Origin of the sequence: Streptomyces sp. NPDC051963 (assembly GCF_044593495.1) — a bacterium.
GTDB lineage: Bacteria > Actinomycetota > Actinomycetes > Streptomycetales > Streptomycetaceae > Streptomyces.
Window position 1 is genome coordinate 637321 of the sequence record NZ_JBIUCC010000006.1, and the last position, 17591, is coordinate 654911.

13 protein-coding genes and 1 riboswitch are annotated in these 17591 nt (G+C 71.0%); of the genes, 7 read left to right on the forward strand and 6 right to left on the reverse strand.

Features of this window, described 5'->3' with window-relative positions; genetic code table 11:
- Nucleotides 1–96: 96 nt before the first annotated feature.
- Entirely contained in the window at nucleotides 97–2406 is a 2310-nt protein-coding gene (gene metE, locus ACIHFB_RS27395; RefSeq protein ID WP_400128200.1) for a 5-methyltetrahydropteroyltriglutamate--homocysteine S-methyltransferase, read from the reverse strand.
- A 156-nt stretch (nucleotides 2407–2562) separates the two neighbouring features.
- Nucleotides 2563–2786: riboswitch (cobalamin riboswitch) on the reverse strand.
- A gap of 70 nt (nucleotides 2787–2856) precedes the next feature.
- Nucleotides 2857–4665 (reverse strand): FAD-binding dehydrogenase, encoded by a 1809-nt coding sequence (locus ACIHFB_RS27400; protein WP_365282811.1) that lies wholly within the window; start codon nucleotides 4663–4665, stop codon nucleotides 2857–2859.
- Nucleotides 4666–4858: 193 nt separating this feature from the next.
- Between ACIHFB_RS27400 and ACIHFB_RS27405 the strand changes: the two genes are divergently transcribed.
- Complete coding sequence (locus ACIHFB_RS27405; RefSeq protein ID WP_365282810.1) at nucleotides 4859–6022, forward strand: helix-turn-helix domain-containing protein; 1164 nt, start codon at nucleotides 4859–4861, stop codon at nucleotides 6020–6022.
- A gap of 7 nt (nucleotides 6023–6029) precedes the next feature.
- On the opposite strand, the gene ACIHFB_RS27410 is transcribed toward ACIHFB_RS27405, so the two are convergent.
- Nucleotides 6030–6887, reverse strand: a complete 858-nt coding sequence (locus tag ACIHFB_RS27410) for an aldo/keto reductase (RefSeq protein ID WP_365282809.1) — start codon at nucleotides 6885–6887, stop codon at nucleotides 6030–6032.
- Nucleotides 6888–7098: 211 nt separating this feature from the next.
- Between ACIHFB_RS27410 and ACIHFB_RS27415 the strand changes: the two genes are divergently transcribed.
- Entirely contained in the window at nucleotides 7099–7971 is an 873-nt protein-coding gene (locus ACIHFB_RS27415) for a Gfo/Idh/MocA family oxidoreductase (protein ID WP_365282808.1), read from the forward strand.
- 129 nt (nucleotides 7972–8100) lie between these two features.
- Here ACIHFB_RS27415 and ACIHFB_RS27420 read toward each other — a convergent pair whose 3' ends face one another.
- The gene (locus ACIHFB_RS27420; protein ID WP_365282807.1) at nucleotides 8101–8997 is read right to left on the reverse strand and encodes a GNAT family N-acetyltransferase; all 897 of its coding nucleotides are present in this window, start codon (nucleotides 8995–8997) and stop codon (nucleotides 8101–8103) included.
- Nucleotides 8998–9339: 342 nt separating this feature from the next.
- On the opposite strand from ACIHFB_RS27420, the gene ACIHFB_RS27425 reads away from it, so the two are divergent.
- Together ACIHFB_RS27425 and ACIHFB_RS27430 are read left to right on the forward strand one after the other, a co-directional pair.
- Nucleotides 9340–10530 (forward strand): beta-1,3-glucanase family protein, encoded by a 1191-nt coding sequence (locus ACIHFB_RS27425; RefSeq protein WP_365282805.1) that lies wholly within the window; start codon nucleotides 9340–9342, stop codon nucleotides 10528–10530.
- Nucleotides 10531–10690: 160 nt separating this feature from the next.
- Entirely contained in the window at nucleotides 10691–10894 is a 204-nt protein-coding gene (locus ACIHFB_RS27430; protein WP_365282804.1) for a hypothetical protein, read from the forward strand.
- A gap of 142 nt (nucleotides 10895–11036) precedes the next feature.
- Here the strand turns inward: ACIHFB_RS27430 and ACIHFB_RS27435 are convergent, their stop codons facing one another.
- Nucleotides 11037–12164 (reverse strand): sulfite oxidase, encoded by a 1128-nt coding sequence (locus tag ACIHFB_RS27435; RefSeq protein WP_365282802.1) that lies wholly within the window; start codon nucleotides 12162–12164, stop codon nucleotides 11037–11039.
- Between the two features lie 147 nt (nucleotides 12165–12311).
- On the opposite strand from ACIHFB_RS27435, the gene sthA reads away from it, so the two are divergent.
- From sthA to ACIHFB_RS27450, 3 genes are all read left to right on the forward strand, one after another.
- Nucleotides 12312–13715: a Si-specific NAD(P)(+) transhydrogenase gene (gene sthA, locus ACIHFB_RS27440; RefSeq protein ID WP_365282800.1), complete on the forward strand. Its 1404-nt coding sequence runs from the start codon at nucleotides 12312–12314 to the stop codon at nucleotides 13713–13715.
- 257 nt (nucleotides 13716–13972) lie between these two features.
- Complete coding sequence (locus ACIHFB_RS27445) at nucleotides 13973–15445, forward strand: APC family permease (protein ID WP_365282798.1); 1473 nt, start codon at nucleotides 13973–13975, stop codon at nucleotides 15443–15445.
- Nucleotides 15446–15456: 11 nt separating this feature from the next.
- Entirely contained in the window at nucleotides 15457–16416 is a 960-nt protein-coding gene (locus tag ACIHFB_RS27450; RefSeq protein WP_365282796.1) for a hypothetical protein, read from the forward strand.
- Nucleotides 16417–16688: 272 nt separating this feature from the next.
- Here ACIHFB_RS27450 and prcB read toward each other — a convergent pair whose 3' ends face one another.
- Nucleotides 16689–17543 (reverse strand): proteasome subunit beta, encoded by an 855-nt coding sequence (prcB, locus tag ACIHFB_RS27455; RefSeq protein ID WP_400128201.1) that lies wholly within the window; start codon nucleotides 17541–17543, stop codon nucleotides 16689–16691.
- Nucleotides 17544–17591: the final 48 nt, after the last annotated feature.

Here is a 17591-nt window from a genome sequence, read left to right on the forward strand (position 1 = left end):
CCGCGACCACCCCACCGGCGAACTCGACCCCAGATGAAGGACATCGCGGGTACCGCCGTGACCGGGCCGGGGCGCGGCGCCCCGGCCCGGATCATGTCATGGCGCCGACCGCACCTCGCGGGCCGCCGCCACCAGGTTCTGAAGCGAGGCCCTGACCTCGGGCCAGCCGCGGGTCTTCAGACCGCAGTCGGGGTTGACCCACAGCCGTTCGGCGGGGATCGCCTTCAGGCCGGTGCGCAGGAGTTCGGCGGCCTCCTCGGTGCTCGGCACGCGCGGGGAGTGGATGTCGTACACGCCGGGTCCGGCCTCGCGCGGATAGCCGTGCGCGGCCAGTTCCCGGGCGACCTGCATGTGCGAACGGGCCGCCTCCAGGCTGATGACGTCCGCGTCGAGGTCGTCGATGGCCTGGACGATGTCGCCGAACTCGGCGTAGCACATGTGGGTGTGGATCTGGGTGTCCGGCCGCACGCCGCCGGTGGTGAGGCGGAACGCCTCGGTGGCCCAGGCCAGGTAGGCGGGGTGATCCTCGGCACGCAACGGCAGCGTCTCGCGCAGGGCGGGTTCGTCCACCTGGATCACCGAAGTCCCGGCCGCCTCCAGGTCGTTCACCTCGTCGCGCAGGGCGAGGGCCACCTGCCGGGCGGTCTCCGCGAGGGGCTGGTCGTCGCGGACGAAGGACCAGGCGAGCATGGTGACCGGCCCGGTGAGCATGCCCTTGACCGGCTTGGAGGTCAGGGACTGGGCGTACGTCGTCCAGCGCACCGTCATCGGTTCGGGACGGGAGATGTCGCCGGCCAGGACCGGCGGGCGGACATAGCGGGTGCCGTAGGACTGGACCCAGCCGTGCCGGGTGGCGAGGTAGCCGGTGAGCTGTTCGGCGAAGTACTGGACCATGTCGTTGCGTTCGGGCTCGCCGTGCACCAGGACGTCGATGCCGGTCTGCTCCTGGAAGGAGATCACGTCGCGGATCTCCTCCTCGATGCGGCGCTCGTACGTCTCCCGGTCGATGCGTCCGGCAGTGAGGTCGGCCCGGGCGGTGCGCAGTTCGCCGGTCTGCGGGAAGGAGCCGATGGTGGTCGTGGGCAGGGGCGGCAGGTTCAGGTGGGCGCGCTGGGCGACCGTACGCTCGGCGTACGGCAGTGAGCGGCGGGCGTCGGTGGCGGTGACCGCGGCCGCGCGGGCCCGCACAGCCGGGTTCCGTGTGATGGGCGAGCCCGCCCGGGACGCCAGGTCGGCCCGGTTGGCGGCGAGTTCGGCGGCGATCCGGTCGGTGCCCTGGGCGAGGCCGCGGGCCAGGGTGACGGTCTCGGCGGTCTTCTGCCGGGCGAAGGCGAGCCAGCGGGCGATCTGCGGTTCGATCTCGCGTTCGGCGTCGGCGTCGAGCGGGACGTGCAGCAGCGAGCAGGACGGGGCGACGTCGACGCGGCCGGCCAGGCCGAGCAGGGTGGCGAGGGTGGACAGGGACTTGCCCAGATCGTTGATCCAGATGTTGCGGCCGTCCACCACGCCGGCGACCAGCCGCTTGCCGGGCAGGCCGCCGACCGCGGCGAGATCGTCGAGGTTGGCGGCCGCGGGCCCGGTGAAGTCCAGGGCGAGCCCGTCGACCGGTGCCTTCGCCAGCACGGGCAGCGCCTCGCCGAGCCGGTCGAAGTACGACGCGAGCAGCAGCTTCGGCCGGTCGGTGAGGGAGCCGAGGTCGCGGTAGGCGCGGGCGGCGGCGTTCAGTTCGGCCGGGGTGCGGTCCTGGACCAGGGCGGGCTCGTCCAGCTGGATCCACTCGGCGCCCGCCGCCCGGAGATCGGCGAGGACCTCCGCGTACACCGGCAGCAGCCGGTCCAGCAGGGTCAGCGGCTGGAAGTCGGCCGGTGCGCCGGGGGCGGGCTTGGCGAGGAGCAGGTAGGTGACCGGGCCGACGAGCACCGGCCGCGCGGCCAGTCCGAGCGCGAGGGCCTCCTTCAGTTCGCCGACCTGCTTGGCGGTCTCGGCGGTGAACTCCGTGTCCGGGCCCAACTCGGGTACGAGGTAGTGGTAGTTGGTGTCGAACCACTTCGTCATTTCCAGCGGCGCCACGTCCTGGGTGCCGCGCGCCATGGCGAAGTAGCCGTCCAGGGCGTCCTTCTCGACGGCGGCGCGGTGCCGGGCGGGGATGGCGCCGACCATGACGGTGGTGTCCAGGACGTGGTCGTAGTACGAGAAGTCGCCGGTGGGCACCTCGGTCAGGCCGGCCTCGGCCAGCTGCCGCCAGGTCGAGCGGCGGAGCTCGGCGGCGGTCCGCCGGAGCTCGGCGGCGGTGGCGCGGCCCTTCCAGTAGCCCTCGATCGCCCTCTTCAGTTCCCGGTTCGGGCCCTGGCGGGGGTAGCCGTAGGCGGTGGCCCCTGCTGCCGCGGCTGCGGACTTCGCTGTCACGAGACTCTCCTTCGCGAGCTGTGGGATGACACACGACCCGGAGACCGGTCGTGGACGCGAAGGAGCAGCAGATCCGGCGGGGGCAGCTGTGCGTGTGCCCGTCCCGCCTGGTGTGCGCCGACCCGCCCTCGAGGTCACCGAGTCTCCGCGCACGGGGAGCCGCGCACGGGCAGTGGCAGGTCTTCGGACTCGCGGGCGCGTCTCATGTCGTACGAGACACCTACTGGCCGTCGCTTCCCGGGTCCGGCGCTCCGGATCCAGTGCGTATGACGGCGGTCGTTCCCACTCACCGCTGCGGGGCAGTCCCGGATTCCCACCGGGTTCCCTCTTGCGACGCGTCTGCCTGGCGGGCAGGGCGAACCAGCTGCACGGTCAGCCTATACACAGCTCATGTGTGGGGCGACCCTGAGCCGACGGTTCGGCTCAGGGCCTGGAGCGACTCTCAAGAGTTCAGCTCGCGGCGGCCGCGGCGCGCCCCGCCTGGCGGCCGGAGAACAGGCAGCCGCCGAGGAAGGTGCCTTCCAGGGAGCGGTAGCCGTGGACACCGCCGCCGCCGAAACCCGAGACCTCACCGGCCGCGTAGAGCCCTGGGATCGGGGTTCCGGTCCCGTCCAGGACGCGGCCGGAGAGGTCGGTCTGGAGCCCGCCGAGCGTCTTGCGGGTGAGGATGTTGAGGCGTACGGCGATCAGCGGTCCGGCGCTCGAGTCCAGGATCTTGTGGGCCGAGGCGGTACGGCTGAGGGTGTCGCCGGGGTAGGCGAGGGCGTTGCGGATGCCCATGACCTGGACGTCCTTGGTGTACGGGTTGTCGATCTCCCGGTCCCGTGCCTCGATCTGACGTTTCAGACCGGCCAGGTCGATCAGGTCGTCACCGGTCAACTTGTTCATGCCGGCGACCAGTTCGGGCAGCGTGGTGGCGACGACGAAGTCGGCCCCGTTGTTCTTGAACTTCTCGATCGGCTCGGGGGTCTGCCAGATCCGGGACAGCAGCTGCCAGACGTTCTTGTTGGTGAGGTCGGGATTCTGCTCCGAGCCCGACAGCGCGAACTCCTTGGCCATGATCTTCTGGGTGGTGACGAACCAGGAGTAGTCGTAGCCGGTTTCGGTGATCGACTTGAGCGTGTGCAGCGTGTCGTACCCAGGAATGTCCGGGGTGTTGAACCGCTTGCCGGTGGCGTCGAACCACATCGAGGAGGGGCCCGGCAGGATGCGGATGCCGTGGCCCGGCCAGATGGGGTCGTAGTTGCGCAGGCCCTCGGTGTAGTGCCACATCCGGTCGGGGTTGACGATGCGGCCGCCCGCCTTCTCCGTGATGGCGAGCATGCGTCCGTCGACATGCGCGGGCACACCCGTGACCATGAACTTCGGCGGAGTGCCCATCCGGGCGGGCCAGTTCTGCCGTACGAGGTCGTGGTTGGCGCCGATGCCGCCCGAGGTGACGATCACGATGGGCGCTCGCAGTTCGAAGTCGCCCACGACGGTGCGGGAGCTGGGTTTGCCGCGGGCGGCGTCGCTGGGTTCGAGGATCGCGCCGCGTACGCCGGTGACGGCGCCGCCGGTCGTGACGATGTCGTCGACGCGGTGCCGGAATTTGAAGGTGACCTTCCCATTCTCGACGGCGGCCCGCACCTTCTTCTCGAACGGCTCGACCACCGCCGGACCGGTCCCCCAGGTCACATGGAAGCGGGGCACCGAGTTGCCGTGCCCGTCCGCGAGTCCGCCGCCGCGCTCGGCCCAGCCGACGATCGGGAACCACTGCACGCCCAGGCCGGCGAGCCAGGACCGCTTCTCGCCGGACGCGAAGTCCACATACGCCTCGGCCCATTTGGCGGCCCAGTAGTCCTGCCCGAGCGGATCGGAGACACCGCGGTCGAAGCCGGCCGTGCCCTGCCAGTCCTGCCAGGCCAGCTCGTGGGAGTCCTTGACGCCCATCAGCCGCTGTTCGTCGGAGTTGACGAAGAACAGCCCGCCGAAGGACCAGAACGCCTGGCCGCCGAGACTGGCCTCGGGTTCCTGGTCGAGGAGCAGCACCTTGCGCCCGGCGGCGGCGAGTTCGGCGGTCGCGACGAGTCCGGCGAGCCCGCCGCCCACGACGATCGCGTCCGCGTCGGCGCTCGCGGACGTGGCCGCGAACGCGGGCATCTGTGTGAGGGCCGCTCCGGCGAGCACGCCGCCGGCGACGGTCAGGGCGCGGCGGCGGCTGATCACGGCCGGGGTGGCCGAGGGCTCCGTGCTGTCCGTGTGCTCCGTGGTCACCATGAGCTGCCTTCCGTACGGCGTGCGGGATGCGGGCGGCGCGCAGGGTATTGCTGTGACACGCGTGTTGTTACCGTCGGTAGCGCACAGGGAATCAGGTCTTCACGGCAGCGCGGTAGTCGTCGGGAGTCAACGCGGGCGTCTCCTCGTTGTGGCCCGGCGACAGCGCTCGGACCAGCGGACGAGGGAGGGGCTCATGACGGTCGTCCAGGAGCGGGAGCCGGTCGGAGAGGTCCTGCGAGCCTTGGCCGTCGACACGGATGTGTGCGGCGAACTCGTCCGTGCGGCACGGCTCCACTCCCCCGAGGTCGCCCGGCTCACCGAGGCGGAGACCCGCTCGCATGTGACGGCCATCATCCGTGCGGCCGGCGCCTGGTTCGGGACGTTCGATCCGGCCGCCCGGGGCGGCTTCGACCATGTCGAGGACCAGGACTTCGCCGCCGCCCTGCTGCTGGGTGCCGACCGGGCCGGGCAGGGCGTTCCCATGACGGCCGTGCTGCGCGGTGTCCAGGCGGCGCTCACCCGGGCGGTGGAGATCACGGTGGACCGCTGCCGGACGGCCGGGGTGCCGGACCGCGCGCTGCTCGCTCTCGTACTGCGGCTGAAGGAGTACGGCGACGCGGTCGAACGGCAGGTGATCAACGGGTACCGCGCGGCGGAGCGTGGCGCCCCGCACGGCGTGGGCGAGCTGAGGACGAGACTGCTGCGCCGGTTGCTGACGGGCGAGGTAGCGCCGTCGGCCGAGGAGTTGGCGCGGGTGGGTCTGAGACCGGATGCCAGGCGCCACCTGGTCGTCTCGGACGCCTCCACCCGCCCGGTCCGCCTGCGGGGCGTCTTCGGGCCGGTGGAGGGAAGGCTCGCCGGGCTGTGTCCGCGCAGGCCCACCGGCGAGGAGGTGGGTGATGCCGCGCTGGTCGTGGTCTCACCGGCGGTGCCGCTGGAGGAACTCCGCCGGGCGTACCGGCTCTGCGTCCGCGCGCTGGAGATCGGGGGGCGGCAGGGGCGGCTGGGGCTGTACGACGTCACCGACTTCGCGGCCGAGATAGCGCTGTCGGACCAGCCGCTGCTGGGCTCGTACCTCAGCGACCGGCTCCTGGGCGCCCTCGATCCGTCGGACGCCTTTCACCGGCAACTCGCCCTGACCGCGCTGACGTTCCTCGACAACGGCCGTCGTCTCGACCAGACCGCGGCGATGCTGTTCACCCACCCCAACACCGTCCGCTACCGGCTCGGCCGGCTCCAGAAGATCACCGGGGAGTCGCTGACCGACCTGCCGCCGGAGAGCCGCTCCAACCCCTTGAGCGCCGTGCACTGGTGGTGGGCGCTCACGACGTGGCTGGGGCTGGAGCGGGCCGGCTGACGTCGGCTCAGCCGGCGTCCAGCTCGGTGAGCTCCTCGGGAGTGAGCACGAGGTCCGGCGCGGCGCTGGAGTCTCGGATCGTCTCCGGGCGGCTCGCCCCCGGAATCGGGATGACGACCGGCGACTTGGCGAGCATCCAGGCCAGGCACACCCGCTGCGGGCTCACGCCGTGGGTCTCGGCGATGCGGGCGAACGGCGCGTGGACCGAGCCGAGTTCACCGGAGCGGGTGATGCCGCCGAGCGGGCTCCAAGGCAGGAACGCGATGCCGAGTTCGTCGCACAGGCGCAGCTCGGGCTCGCTGGAGCGGAAGGCCGGGGAGAACTGGTTCTGCACCGAGACCAGCCGGCCGCCGAGGATCTCACCCGCCTCCTTGATCTGGTCCGGGTTCGCGTTGGAGATCCCCGCCATACGGATCTTGCCCTCGTCGAGCAGATCGCGTACCGCGCCGACGGACTCGGCGTAGGGCACGCGCGGGTCGGGGCGGTGGAACTGGTAGAGCCCGATGGCCTCCACCCCGAGCCTGCGCAGGGACGCCTCGCAGGCCTGCTTGATGTACTCGGGGCTGCCGTTCAGGGTCCAGCTGCCGTCGCCGGGGCGCAGATGGCCGCCCTTGGTGGCGACCAGGACATCCGCTCCCCGGTCGTGGGAGGCGAGGGCCTTGGCGATGAGGGTCTCGTTGTGGCCGACTTCGTCGGCGTGCAGGTGGTAGGCGTCCGCCGTGTCGATCAGCGTCACGCCGGCGTCGAGCGCGGCGTGGATGGTCGCGAGGGACCGGGCCTCGTCCGGTCGCCCCTCGATCGACATGGGCATACCGCCCAGGCCGATCGCGCTGACGTCGACGTCACCGATGCGGCGAGTGTGCATGTCGTCGTGACCTCTTTCGACTGTCGTGGAGAGTCATCCCTCAGCCTCGCTGGCCTGCCGCCAGCAGTCCAATAGAAGAAAGAGAACGGATTCAGCACGCGGACGACTCAATCCCCGCTCGCGTGCGTCTTTGCGTAAACCGGGTTGCCGGACGGCCCGGTCCGTGTGCGAGGCTCGCGGCACTCGGCTCGGCATCGCGAAAGGCGACGGCATGCGCATTGGACTCCTCGGTACCGGCCCCTGGGCACAGATGGCTCACGCACCCGCCCTGAGCGAGCACCCGGACCTGGAATTCACCGGTGTGTGGGGCCGCCGTACGGAGGCCGCCAAGGAACTCGCCGACCGGCACGGAACACGGGCGTACGACGACGTCGACGCCCTTCTCGCCGACGTGGACGCCGTCGCCGTCGCCCTGCCTCCGGCCATCCAGGCGGGGCTCGCGGCGCGTGCCGCGCGGGCCGGGTGCCATCTGCTGCTGGACAAGCCGCTCGCCCCGACGGTCCAGGAGGGACAGGCCGTCGTCGAGGCCGTGCGGGAGGCCGGTGTCGCCTCGGTGGTCTTCTTCACCACCCGGTTCCAGACCCTGACGGAGGCGTGGATCACCGAACAGGCGGGGCGAGGCGGCTGGTTCACGGCCCGGGCGCAGTGGCTGGGTTCGGTGTTCACCGGTGACAGCCCGTTCGCCACGCCGTGGCGGCGGGAGAAGGGCGCGCTGTGGGACGTGGGCCCGCATGCCCTGTCCGTCCTGCTGCCGGTGCTGGGCGACGTACGGCGGGTGGCGGCCGCGGCGCCAGGTCCCGGGGACACGACGCATCTGGTCCTCGATCACACCGGCGGCGCGTCGAGCACGCTGACGCTGAGCCTCACGGCGCCGCCCGCGGCGGCCGGGACCGAAGTCGAGCTCCGGGGCGAGGCCGGAGTGACCCTGCTGCCGGAGGGCTCCGAGGGAGCGGTGACGGCGCTGGTGCGGGCCGCCGACGCCCTGCTGACGGCCGCCCGCACCGGAGAGTCACACCCGTGCGACGCCGCGTTCGGCCTGCGGGTCACGGAGATCCTGGCGACGGCGGAGGCGAAGCTGCCATAGGCGCTCCGCCGGCGGCCCGGTGCGTCATCTGCGGGTCCGTCGTGGCTGGTCGCGCCCACGCGGCGGAGCCGCACATCGATACGGTCCCGCGCCCCCGGCACTGACAACCGGGCCTCCGCTCACCCGGTCCTACGTCCGCGCCGCCACGAAGTTGATGCGCTCCCGCACCACCGGATACCCGGCCTTGGCGAAGTGCGCGGCCATGGGGAAGTTCCCCTGGTCCGTGGCGCCCGTGACGAACTCGGCGCCCTGTTCGACGAGGAAGCGGGTGCACTCGACGAGCAGGTCGTAGGCGTAGCCGTGTCCGCGCTGCTCCGGCAGGACGCCGACGAAACCGACGCAGGGGCCGGACGGGTTGTGCAGCGGGACGTGGATGCCGACCGGCTCACCGGCACGCGTGCGTGCCACCTGCCACCACTCCCGGGGCGAGGGGCACCAGTGGAAGAAGTCGAGTTCCTCCTGAGCCGCCTGGTCGACGCCGCCTGCGTCGGTGGCGGCACGGGAATGGGCGTCGAGGGTGACGGAGTGGATGCGACGCAGCGCGTCGTGGAACACGGCGTCGTCCGGCTCGGGCCCGAAGACCAGACGGCCCAGACGCTCGGGCAACCCGCACTCGGGAGTCCACCGGTACAGGAAGCGTTCCACCAGCAGCTCGAATCCGGCGGCTCGTGCGGCCGTGAAGCGGGCCTCGGCGGCCGAGCGCAGTTCCGGCGTGTCGCGCCAGCCGCCGGGCAGGTTCAGCTCGAGTTCCTCGACGTGCCAGGGCGCTGTCCGCAGAAGCTCGGCTCCGGCTTCCTCCTCGCCGTCGGCCACGTCGAACCAGTTGATGTTGACGGGCTCGGTGTCGTCGGGGCCGCCCCACCAGGCCGCGCGGGCGACGACCGTGCCGTCACGCAGCGCCACCCGCTTCCAGTCGGGACGATGGCGGGTGAGCCGGTGTGCCTCGCGGGCGCCCAGCGGGTCCGGGGCCGCGTCGAAAAGATGGGCGTCGCTCTCGTCGAGCGTACGAATGACCAGGTCGGTCACTGAATCCTCCGGGATGCATGCTGCGGGGAGCGCTCCCGGTCGGTCAGACGAAGCACGCCGCGGCAACGGAAAGGGAGCGCTGGGTGGTACGGGCGATCTGCACGGCACTCGCCTCCTTCCGGCCGTCTCGGGGCGTGGCGTCACACAGTACGAGAGCCGTGCCGCACTCGTCGATCGTTTTTCCGGCCGCCGCCGCGTCCACCACGAGGCCGCTTAAGCGCGCCTTATCGGCGAGTTAAGTGATCGCGCCGCCCATCGACCTACTCAAGTGGGCCCAGGTAGAAGGGATGTCACTGAGAGCGCTCTCAGGTCCATATCGACTAGCACGGGAGACAGCCCCACATGACACCCCGTCACCAGCGCACCCTCGGCCGCCGCAGGTTCCTCGTCGCCCTCGCGGGGGCGGCGGTTGCCGCGCCCGGCGTCGCCGCGCTCGCCCCCCACGCCCTTGCCGGCAACTCCACGAAGGCGGCCGACGGCGCCCTCCCGCTGACGCTCGTCAACGACAGCGGGTCCTTCGACAACGCCTCCGTCCACGTCTACATCGTGGGCAACCAGGACGGCAGGCAGGTGCGCGTCACGCCCGACGGCGCCCTCGCCCCGATCGCCGTATCGGACAACGGCGCCGACGGCATCACCGACTACGCGATCAGCCTGGCCGGCAGCGGCGAGACCAAGCTGAACCTGCCGTACATGTCGGGCCGTATCTATGTGTCCCTGGGCGAGAAGCTCAAGTTCAAGGCGGTCACGGACGGAAACGGCAACGCCGCGCTCCAGTACCCGGCCGGCTGGGTCGAGTCGGACGCCAACTACGCGGTGCTGCACGACTGTGCCGAGTTCACGTACAACTCGGCGGGCATGTTCTGCAACACGACCATGGTCGACATGTTCAGCGTGCCGCTGAGCATCCGGCTGACCGGCGCCAAGGACCAGACGACCGGCACGCTGCGCGACGGAGGCCGTGCGGCCGCGTTCGCCGCCGTGCGGGCGGCCGAGGGCTTCGGGTCCCTCGTCGTGGACGACACGCGTGTGATCGCGCCCGGTCACGGTCTGGACGCGGGCCTGTTCGCGGACGACTACCTCGCTCCGTACATCGACGAGGTGTGGAGCACGTACACCGGCCGGGACCTCGAGGTCACCACCAACGCGGGCACCTTCACCGGGCGGGTGCGCGGCGACCAGCTCGTCTTCGAGGGGCCCGCAGCGGTCTCCTTCGCCAAGCCGTCGACCCGGGACGTGCTCTTCTGCGACGGCACGCTCGCCGCGCCCAACGACGGCACGACCGGTCCCGTCGCCGCCGTGCTCGGCGCCGGGTTCAACCGCTCGACACTGGTCAGCAGCGCGGCCCAGCCGGTGACCGATCCCGCGGCCTTCTACGGGACCGGCCTCACCAACCACTACGCCAAGGCGATGCACGCGGCGACCGAGGACGGCAAGGCGTACGGCTTCGCCTTCGACGACGTGGCCGACTTCGCGTCGTACATCCAGGACACGGCGCCCACGGGGCTGCGGCTGACCCTGACGCCGTTCTAGGGTCCGCGCACCGGGCGTCACACGGGCTGCTCCGGGCCCCTCGCGTCACATCCGCCGGCGCCTCAGGATGCACGGCGGGCCGCCGCGATGAATGGTGATAGTGGACCCGATGAATGCACCGGGGCCCGTAGCAGCGTTCCGGACCCGAGGAGCAGAGATCATGACGACGTCACAGTCAGCGTCGGGGCCGTCCGAGGACCGCGCCACCCCGGACGACCTGCTCCACGCCCGTACCGGCACCGATGTGTCGCCGGAGGACCTGGTCCTTGCGTCAGGCAAGGACATCACGCCGCACAATCTGGAATGGGCGAAGCGCAAGCTGTCGAAGGAAGGGCCCGCGGCGCTCGACAAGATGCTGCCGTAGCGCTCCGCCGGGTTTGCCGCGAAGGGTCGTCTGCTCGCTGCGGCGCCGTCGTGGCTCGTCGCGATGGGTGGTCTGTTCACTGTGGCACCGTCGTGGCTGGTCGCGCAGTTCCCCACGCCCCTTTGGGGCGCCGCCGAGCCGCTCAGGGCCCCTCCGCCTCTACGCACAGCACCGGCACCCGCTGGACGAGGTTGTTGGCGAAGCCTCCGCGGTTCCAGAGCGCGTCGAGGGGCTGGGTGTGGCCCTCGGCGTCGGTGGCCCGCGCGCTGAGCACATGCTCACCGGGCGTCGCCGTCCAGGTGAAGCGCCACCGGCGCCACGCCCAGCGGTGCCCGGCGTCCGGGGCCAGCTCCGCCGCGTGCCAGGTGCGTCCGGCGTCGGTGCTGACCTCGGCCCGGGTCACCGGTGCCTGCCCGGACCAGGCGCGTCCGTCGATGGTCACCGGGCCCGGCCGGACGATGCGGGTCCTGGACATGAAGTCCGGGAAGCCGGGCGGGACCAGCAGGGCGCGCGGTGCGATACGGCTGACCGGCTCGCCCTCGTCCTGGGGGTGCTGCCTGAGCCGGTAGGCGACGGCCTGCTGGAAGCCGGTGAACGCCGTGTCGACGGTGGTGATCTCGCGCAGCCACTTCACGTGCGCCATCCCGTACCAGCCGGGGACGAGCAGGCGCAGCGGGCTGCCGTGCTGCGGCGGCAGCGGGGCGCCGTTCATCGCGTACGCCACCAGCACCTCGGGCTCGGCGCCCGTCGCCACGTCCACGGGCAGCGCACGCCGGTAGTCCTGCTCGACCCCGCGCTCCACTCCGTGGTCGGCGCCGGTGAAGACCACGTCGACGGCGTCGGGGGCGACCGACGCCTCGGCGAGCAGCACACGCAGGGGTACGCCGGTCCAGTCAGCGGTGCCGACCGCCTCGACCAGCCAGGGCTGGCTCACCGGCCGGGGTGACAGCAGGGCCCGGCCGTTGCCCGCGCACTCCAGCGTGACACGCACGGTGACCTGGGGATACGCCCGTAGCGCGGCGAGGTCGAGCCGCAGCGGGCGGCGGACCAGGCCGCCGATGGTCAGCGTCCAGGGCTCGTCCTCGGGGACGTACGGGATGTCGTAGTGGGTGAGGACGTAGTGCAGGCCCGGCGGGGTGATGTCGTAGCGCAGCGCCTCGAGCGGCAGACCGTGGTTGCGGGTGGCGAGGGCCAGCTCGTCCCGGCCGATGCCCTCGTCGGGGCCGGCCAGCCGGGCGGGTGCGCTCGCGTCACCGAGTCGATGGCCCATGAGGGCATTATCGCGCCGCGGCGTCACTTGTCGCAGCGCCGGACGCAACTGCGAGCGGTCCTCAGGGACTTCCGGCAGCCCCTGCCGGACGAGGTGGTTACCCGTTCGCCCTTTCGCGAGAGGTCTTCGGGCTGACAGACTCCGGAGGTGCCCGACTTCGACATGCTTGTCATCGGATCCGGCCCGGGTGGCCAGAAGGCCGCCATAGCCGCGGCCAAACTCGGCCGCCGGGTCGCCGTCGTCGACCGCCCCGACATGGTCGGCGGGGTCTCCATCCACACCGGAACCATTCCCTCCAAGACCATGCGCGAGGCGGTGCTCTACCTCACCGGGCTCACTCAGCGCGATCTCTACGGGCAGAGCTACCGGCTGAAGGAGGACATCACCGTCGCCGACCTCACCGCCCGCACCCAGCACGTGGTCAGCCGCGAGGTCGATGTCATCCGCAGCCAGCTGACCCGCAACCACATAGCCCTGTATGCCGGGACCGGTCACTTCGTCGACGACCACACCGTCGCCCTGCGCGAAGTCACCGGCCAGGAGCGGCTGATCAGCGCGGAGCACATCGTCATCGCGACCGGCACCCGGCCCGCCCGGCCGGACAGCGTCGAGTTCGACGGACAGACGATCATGGACTCGGACAACGTCCTCACCCTCGAACGCGTCCCGCGTTCCATGGTCATCGTCGGCGCGGGAGTCATCGGCATGGAGTACGCCTCCATGTTCGCCGCGCTGGGCAGCAAGGTCACCGTGGTCGAGAAGCGCGCCGGCATGCTCGACATGTGCGACGTCGAGATCATCGAGTCCCTCAAGTACCACCTGCGGGACGTCGCGGTCACGTTCCGCTTCGGCGAGACCGTCGCCGCCGTGGAGCGGCATCCGCGCGGCACGCTGACCATTCTGGAGAGCGGCAAGAAGATCCCCGCCGACACCGTGATGTACTCGGCCGGCCGGCAGGGCCTCACCGATGAACTCGACCTCGACAAGGCGGGTCTGTCCGCCGACCCGCGCGGTCGGATCAAGGTCGACGAGCACTACCGCACCGAAGTACCGCACATCTACGCCGTCGGCGACGTCATCGGCTTCCCGGCGCTCGCCGCCACGTCGATGGAGCAGGGGCGCGCGGCCGCGTATCACGCGTGCGGGGAGCCCGTGGGCCGGATGCACAACCTCCAGCCGATCGGCATCTACACCATCCCGGAGATCAGCTTCGTCGGGCGGACCGAGGACCAGCTCACCGAGGACTCCGTGCCGTTCGAGGTCGGTGTCGCCCGGTACCGGGAGCTGGCCCGCGGGCAGATCGTCGGCGACTCGCACGGCATGCTGAAGCTGCTGGTCTCCCCCGAGGACCGGTCGCTGCTGGGCGTGCACTGCTTCGGAGCCGGAGCCACCGAGCTGATTCACATCGGACAGTCCGTCATGGGCTGCGGCGGCACGGTCGACTATCTCGTCGACGCGGTGTTCAACTACCCGACGCTCGCAGAGTCGTACAAGGTGGCCGCCCTGGACGCCACCAACAAACTGCGGCAGATCGACCGGATCGGAGACTGAGGCCGTCTTGCCGGACGGACGCTGAACGAGCCCGAATACCGATTCAGACACGCATCTTGAGCGGTCGTCGAGTGGGGCTATCATCACGTGCACACAGGGCGTAACCGTCTGCCGACGCACCGCAGACGGTGTCCGGCGCCACCCTGTGCCGCCCGTGCCGCGAGGCCAACCCTCCCCGGTTCGCAGCGGGTTCACCCCCCACCCTTACGGCGCCGCGGCACGCCGCGGCGCCGTGTACGACCGAAAGCAGCACAACGATGAGCAACAGCAGGGGCAGAGGCCTCCAGGCCAATGCCCTCAGCACGTTCGACACCGTGGTGATGGCGGTCGCGGGCAGCGCACCGGCGTACTCCCTCGCCGCGACCACCGCGGTCCTGGTCGGTACGGTGGGGGTGGCGAGTCCCGCGGCCCTGCTGTACTGCGCGATACCGATGCTGGGCATCGCGCTGGCGTTCAGCTATCTCGGTCGTATCGATGTGAACGCGGGCGCCAGTTACTCCTGGGTGGGGCGGACGCTGCACCCCTTTCTCGGCTTCATCAGCGGCTGGGCGCTGGTGATCTCGGCGACCATCTTCATGGTGGCCGGTTCGCTGCCCGCCGGTTCGATGACGCTCGCGCTCTTCGACGAGCAACTCGCCGACGACACCCTGCTGTCGACGCTGGTCGGGGCCGCCTGGTTCCTGCTCATGCTGTTCGTGGTGCTCGGTGGCGCCCGGCTCACCGTCCGCGCGCAGCTGGTCATGTCCGGCGTCGAACTCGTCATCCTGGCGCTCTTCGTGGTGCTCGCCCTCTTCCACTCCGGCCATGCGCGCGCCTTCGACTGGTCGTGGCTCGGCTTCGGCCACTTCGACGGCGTGTCGGGCTTCGCGTCGGGTGCGCTGATCGCCGCGTTCTACTACTGGGGCTGGGACGTCACCAGCAACCTCAGCGAGGAGACCCGCAACAGCCGTCGTACGACAGGACTCGCCGGGCTCATCGGAGTCGGCATCGTCTTCCTGCTCTTCGAGGTGTTCACCATCGCGGTGAACGTCCTGCTGTCCGCGCGGCAGATACAGGACAACGACGCCAACGTCCTTGCCCTGCTGGGCGATGAGATCTGGCCCGGCTGGGGCGGCAAGCTGCTGATCATCGCGGTGATGCTGTCCACCATCGCCACGCTGGAGACCACGCTGCTCCAGGTGACGCGGTCGCTGTTCGCGATGGGCCGCGACGGTACGATGCCGTCCGCGCTGGGCCGGGTGCACCGCACCTGGAACACGCCCTGGGTGGCGATCGCCGTGGTGGGCGCGGTGGCACTGCTGATGATCATCGCCTCCAACGCGCTCGGCACGGTCGGCGACATCCTGGGCCACGCCATCTCGGCGATCGGTCTGCAGATCGCCGTCTACTACGGTCTCGCGGGCCTCGCGGTCGTCGTCGCGTACCGCAAGATCCTGCTGAAGTCCCCGGCGAACTTCCTCCTCGGCGGGGTGTGGCCGCTGTGCGGTGCGCTCTTCATGTTCTGGATCTTCGTCGAGTCGCTGGGCGAGTTGAGCGCTCCGGCGATCGCGATCGGCATCGGCGGCCTCGCCGTCGGGCTGATCCCGATGTTCTGGTACTGGCGGCAGGGCAGCGACTACTACCGCCCGGCGAAACTCGACGCCACCCACACCGTCACCGTGGACTATGTGCCCGACAGCCGGCCGGCCGTGCACTCCCGTGTCCACGAGGGTCTCCCCACCGACTTCTGAGGGAGATCCCGATGGCGCGAGACCGCTTCATCCTCGACTTCGATCCCGACTGCGGGGACGCGCCCCTCACCGCCGCCCGCCAGGACATCGTCATCGGCCGCTGGCAGGGCCTCAGAGGGCTCCTGCGGGCCACCGGCCCCGACTGGCTGGCGCGCGGCCACCGGGTGCGGCAGCTCGCCCAGGCCTGCGCGAGCAGCTCCACGGTCGAGTCATGGCTGGCCGCCGAGCCGCACAGTGCCGACGCGCTGGTGCTGCGGGCGGCGACGGAGACCACGCGGGCGTTCAACCTGGCCATCGCGGCCGGCCGGGGCGTGCCGATCGAACGGCACCGCATCGACGCCTCGGTGACCGCGTGCCTGCACGCCGCCGAGGCGTATCCGGAGGACCCCACCCCGTGGATCTCCCTGATCTCCGTCGCCCGGCTGTACCCGTCGGGCGTACGGCGGCAGGAGCTGGCCCGCTGGTGGGACGAACTGCACCGGCGGGACCCGTACAGCGTGGAGGGCCACCTCCAGGTGCTGCACTACTACTCCTCCCGCTGGCACGGCACACACGGCCTCATGTACGACTTCGCACGCGACGCGGCCGGCGTGGCACCGCCCGGTTGCGCGTTGCCGGTGCTGGTCCAGTACGCGCGCGTCGAGGAGTTCCGCTACGCCCTGGACGCCGCGAAGGGCCGGCACGCCGCCATGGGGCTCGGACAGCACTGGACCCACGACGGCGCCGTCAGCGACGTACGCCGCACCTGGCAGCGCTGGATCATGGGCCGCACCGACAGCACGATCGCGCCCGGTGAGCTGCGGGACGTCAACTACCTTGCGCACGCGGCCTGTCTCGCGGACCAGTCGGACATCGCCGCCCCGATGCTGCGGATGCTCGATCGCCAGGCGACCCGCACCCCGTGGTCGTACACCGGCGACCCGCAGCAGCAGATCCTCAAGTGGCGTGCGGAGTCGGGGCTGCGCACGTGACGTTCGAGGCTGCGCCGAAGGGCCGAGGCCAGGGCGGTCACTCCCCCGACCCTGATCCACTCCTGCCGCGCCATGGGAGTGCGGACGCGGTGCCAGGCCGAGCCGATGGGGCCGTGGCGGGGAGGGGCGGAGCGGAGTCAGGGGCGGCCGCCATCGGGGATGCCTTCGGTGAGCGGCCGCACTGGGCAGCCTCCCGGCATACCCCGGCATATGCAATCGATGTGCAGTAAAGGCCGTGGCAGGTCTTCACCATGGTCCGGGAAAGGCCGGTGTCAGACGGTCGCGGTCGGTCCGTCGGGGCTGCCGCGGCGCTGCTCGACCATCTCGCGGCTGAGGGCTTCCGCCTCCGTTTCCGGCAGTCGCTCGAAGCCCTCCTCGGTGATGACCGAGACGATGGGGAAGATCCGGCGGCCGATGTCGGGGCCACCGGTCGCGGAGTCGTCGTCCGCGGCGTCGTACAGCGCCTGAAGCGCGGCCAGGGCGGCGTCGCGCCGGGTCATGCCCTGGTGGAACAGCTTCTTCAACGCGCCACGGGCGTACGGGGATCCGGAACCCTCGGCGTGGAAGTCGGTCTTCTCGTACAGACCGCCGGCGACGTCGAAGCTGAAGATGCGGCCCCTGTCTCCCTCGGGGGCGGACGGGTCGTAGCCGGTGAGGAGGGGGACGACGGCGAGGCCCTGCATGGCCTGGCCGAGGTTCTCGCGGATCATGCCGGCCAGTCGGCGTGCCTTCGCGTTGAGGCTCATCGCCGTGCCCTCGATCTTCTCGAAGTGCGCCAGCTCCACCTGGTACAGCTTCACCATGTCCAGCGCGAGGCCGACCGTGCCGGCGAAGGCGACCGCCGTGTGGTCGTCGGCGGGGTGCACCTTCTCCAGATCGCGCTGGGCGATGAGGTTGCCCATCGTGGCCCTGCGGTCCCCCGCGATCAACACGCCGTCGCGGTAGGCGAGGGCGAGCACCGTGGTGCCGTGCGGAACACGGTCCGGGTCGGCCCGGAGGCCGTCCGGGAGCGGACTGCGCGTGCTCAGCAACTCCGGGCGGTGCGCCGCCAGGAATGCGGAGAACGACGAACTCCCCGGCGTGAAGAACTCGTCCCCCAGTCGACCACCGGTCTCCTCGCCCGCCATCGCACTCCCCCTCGCGTCCGTGCCAGTAACTCACTCCTACCTGAACCC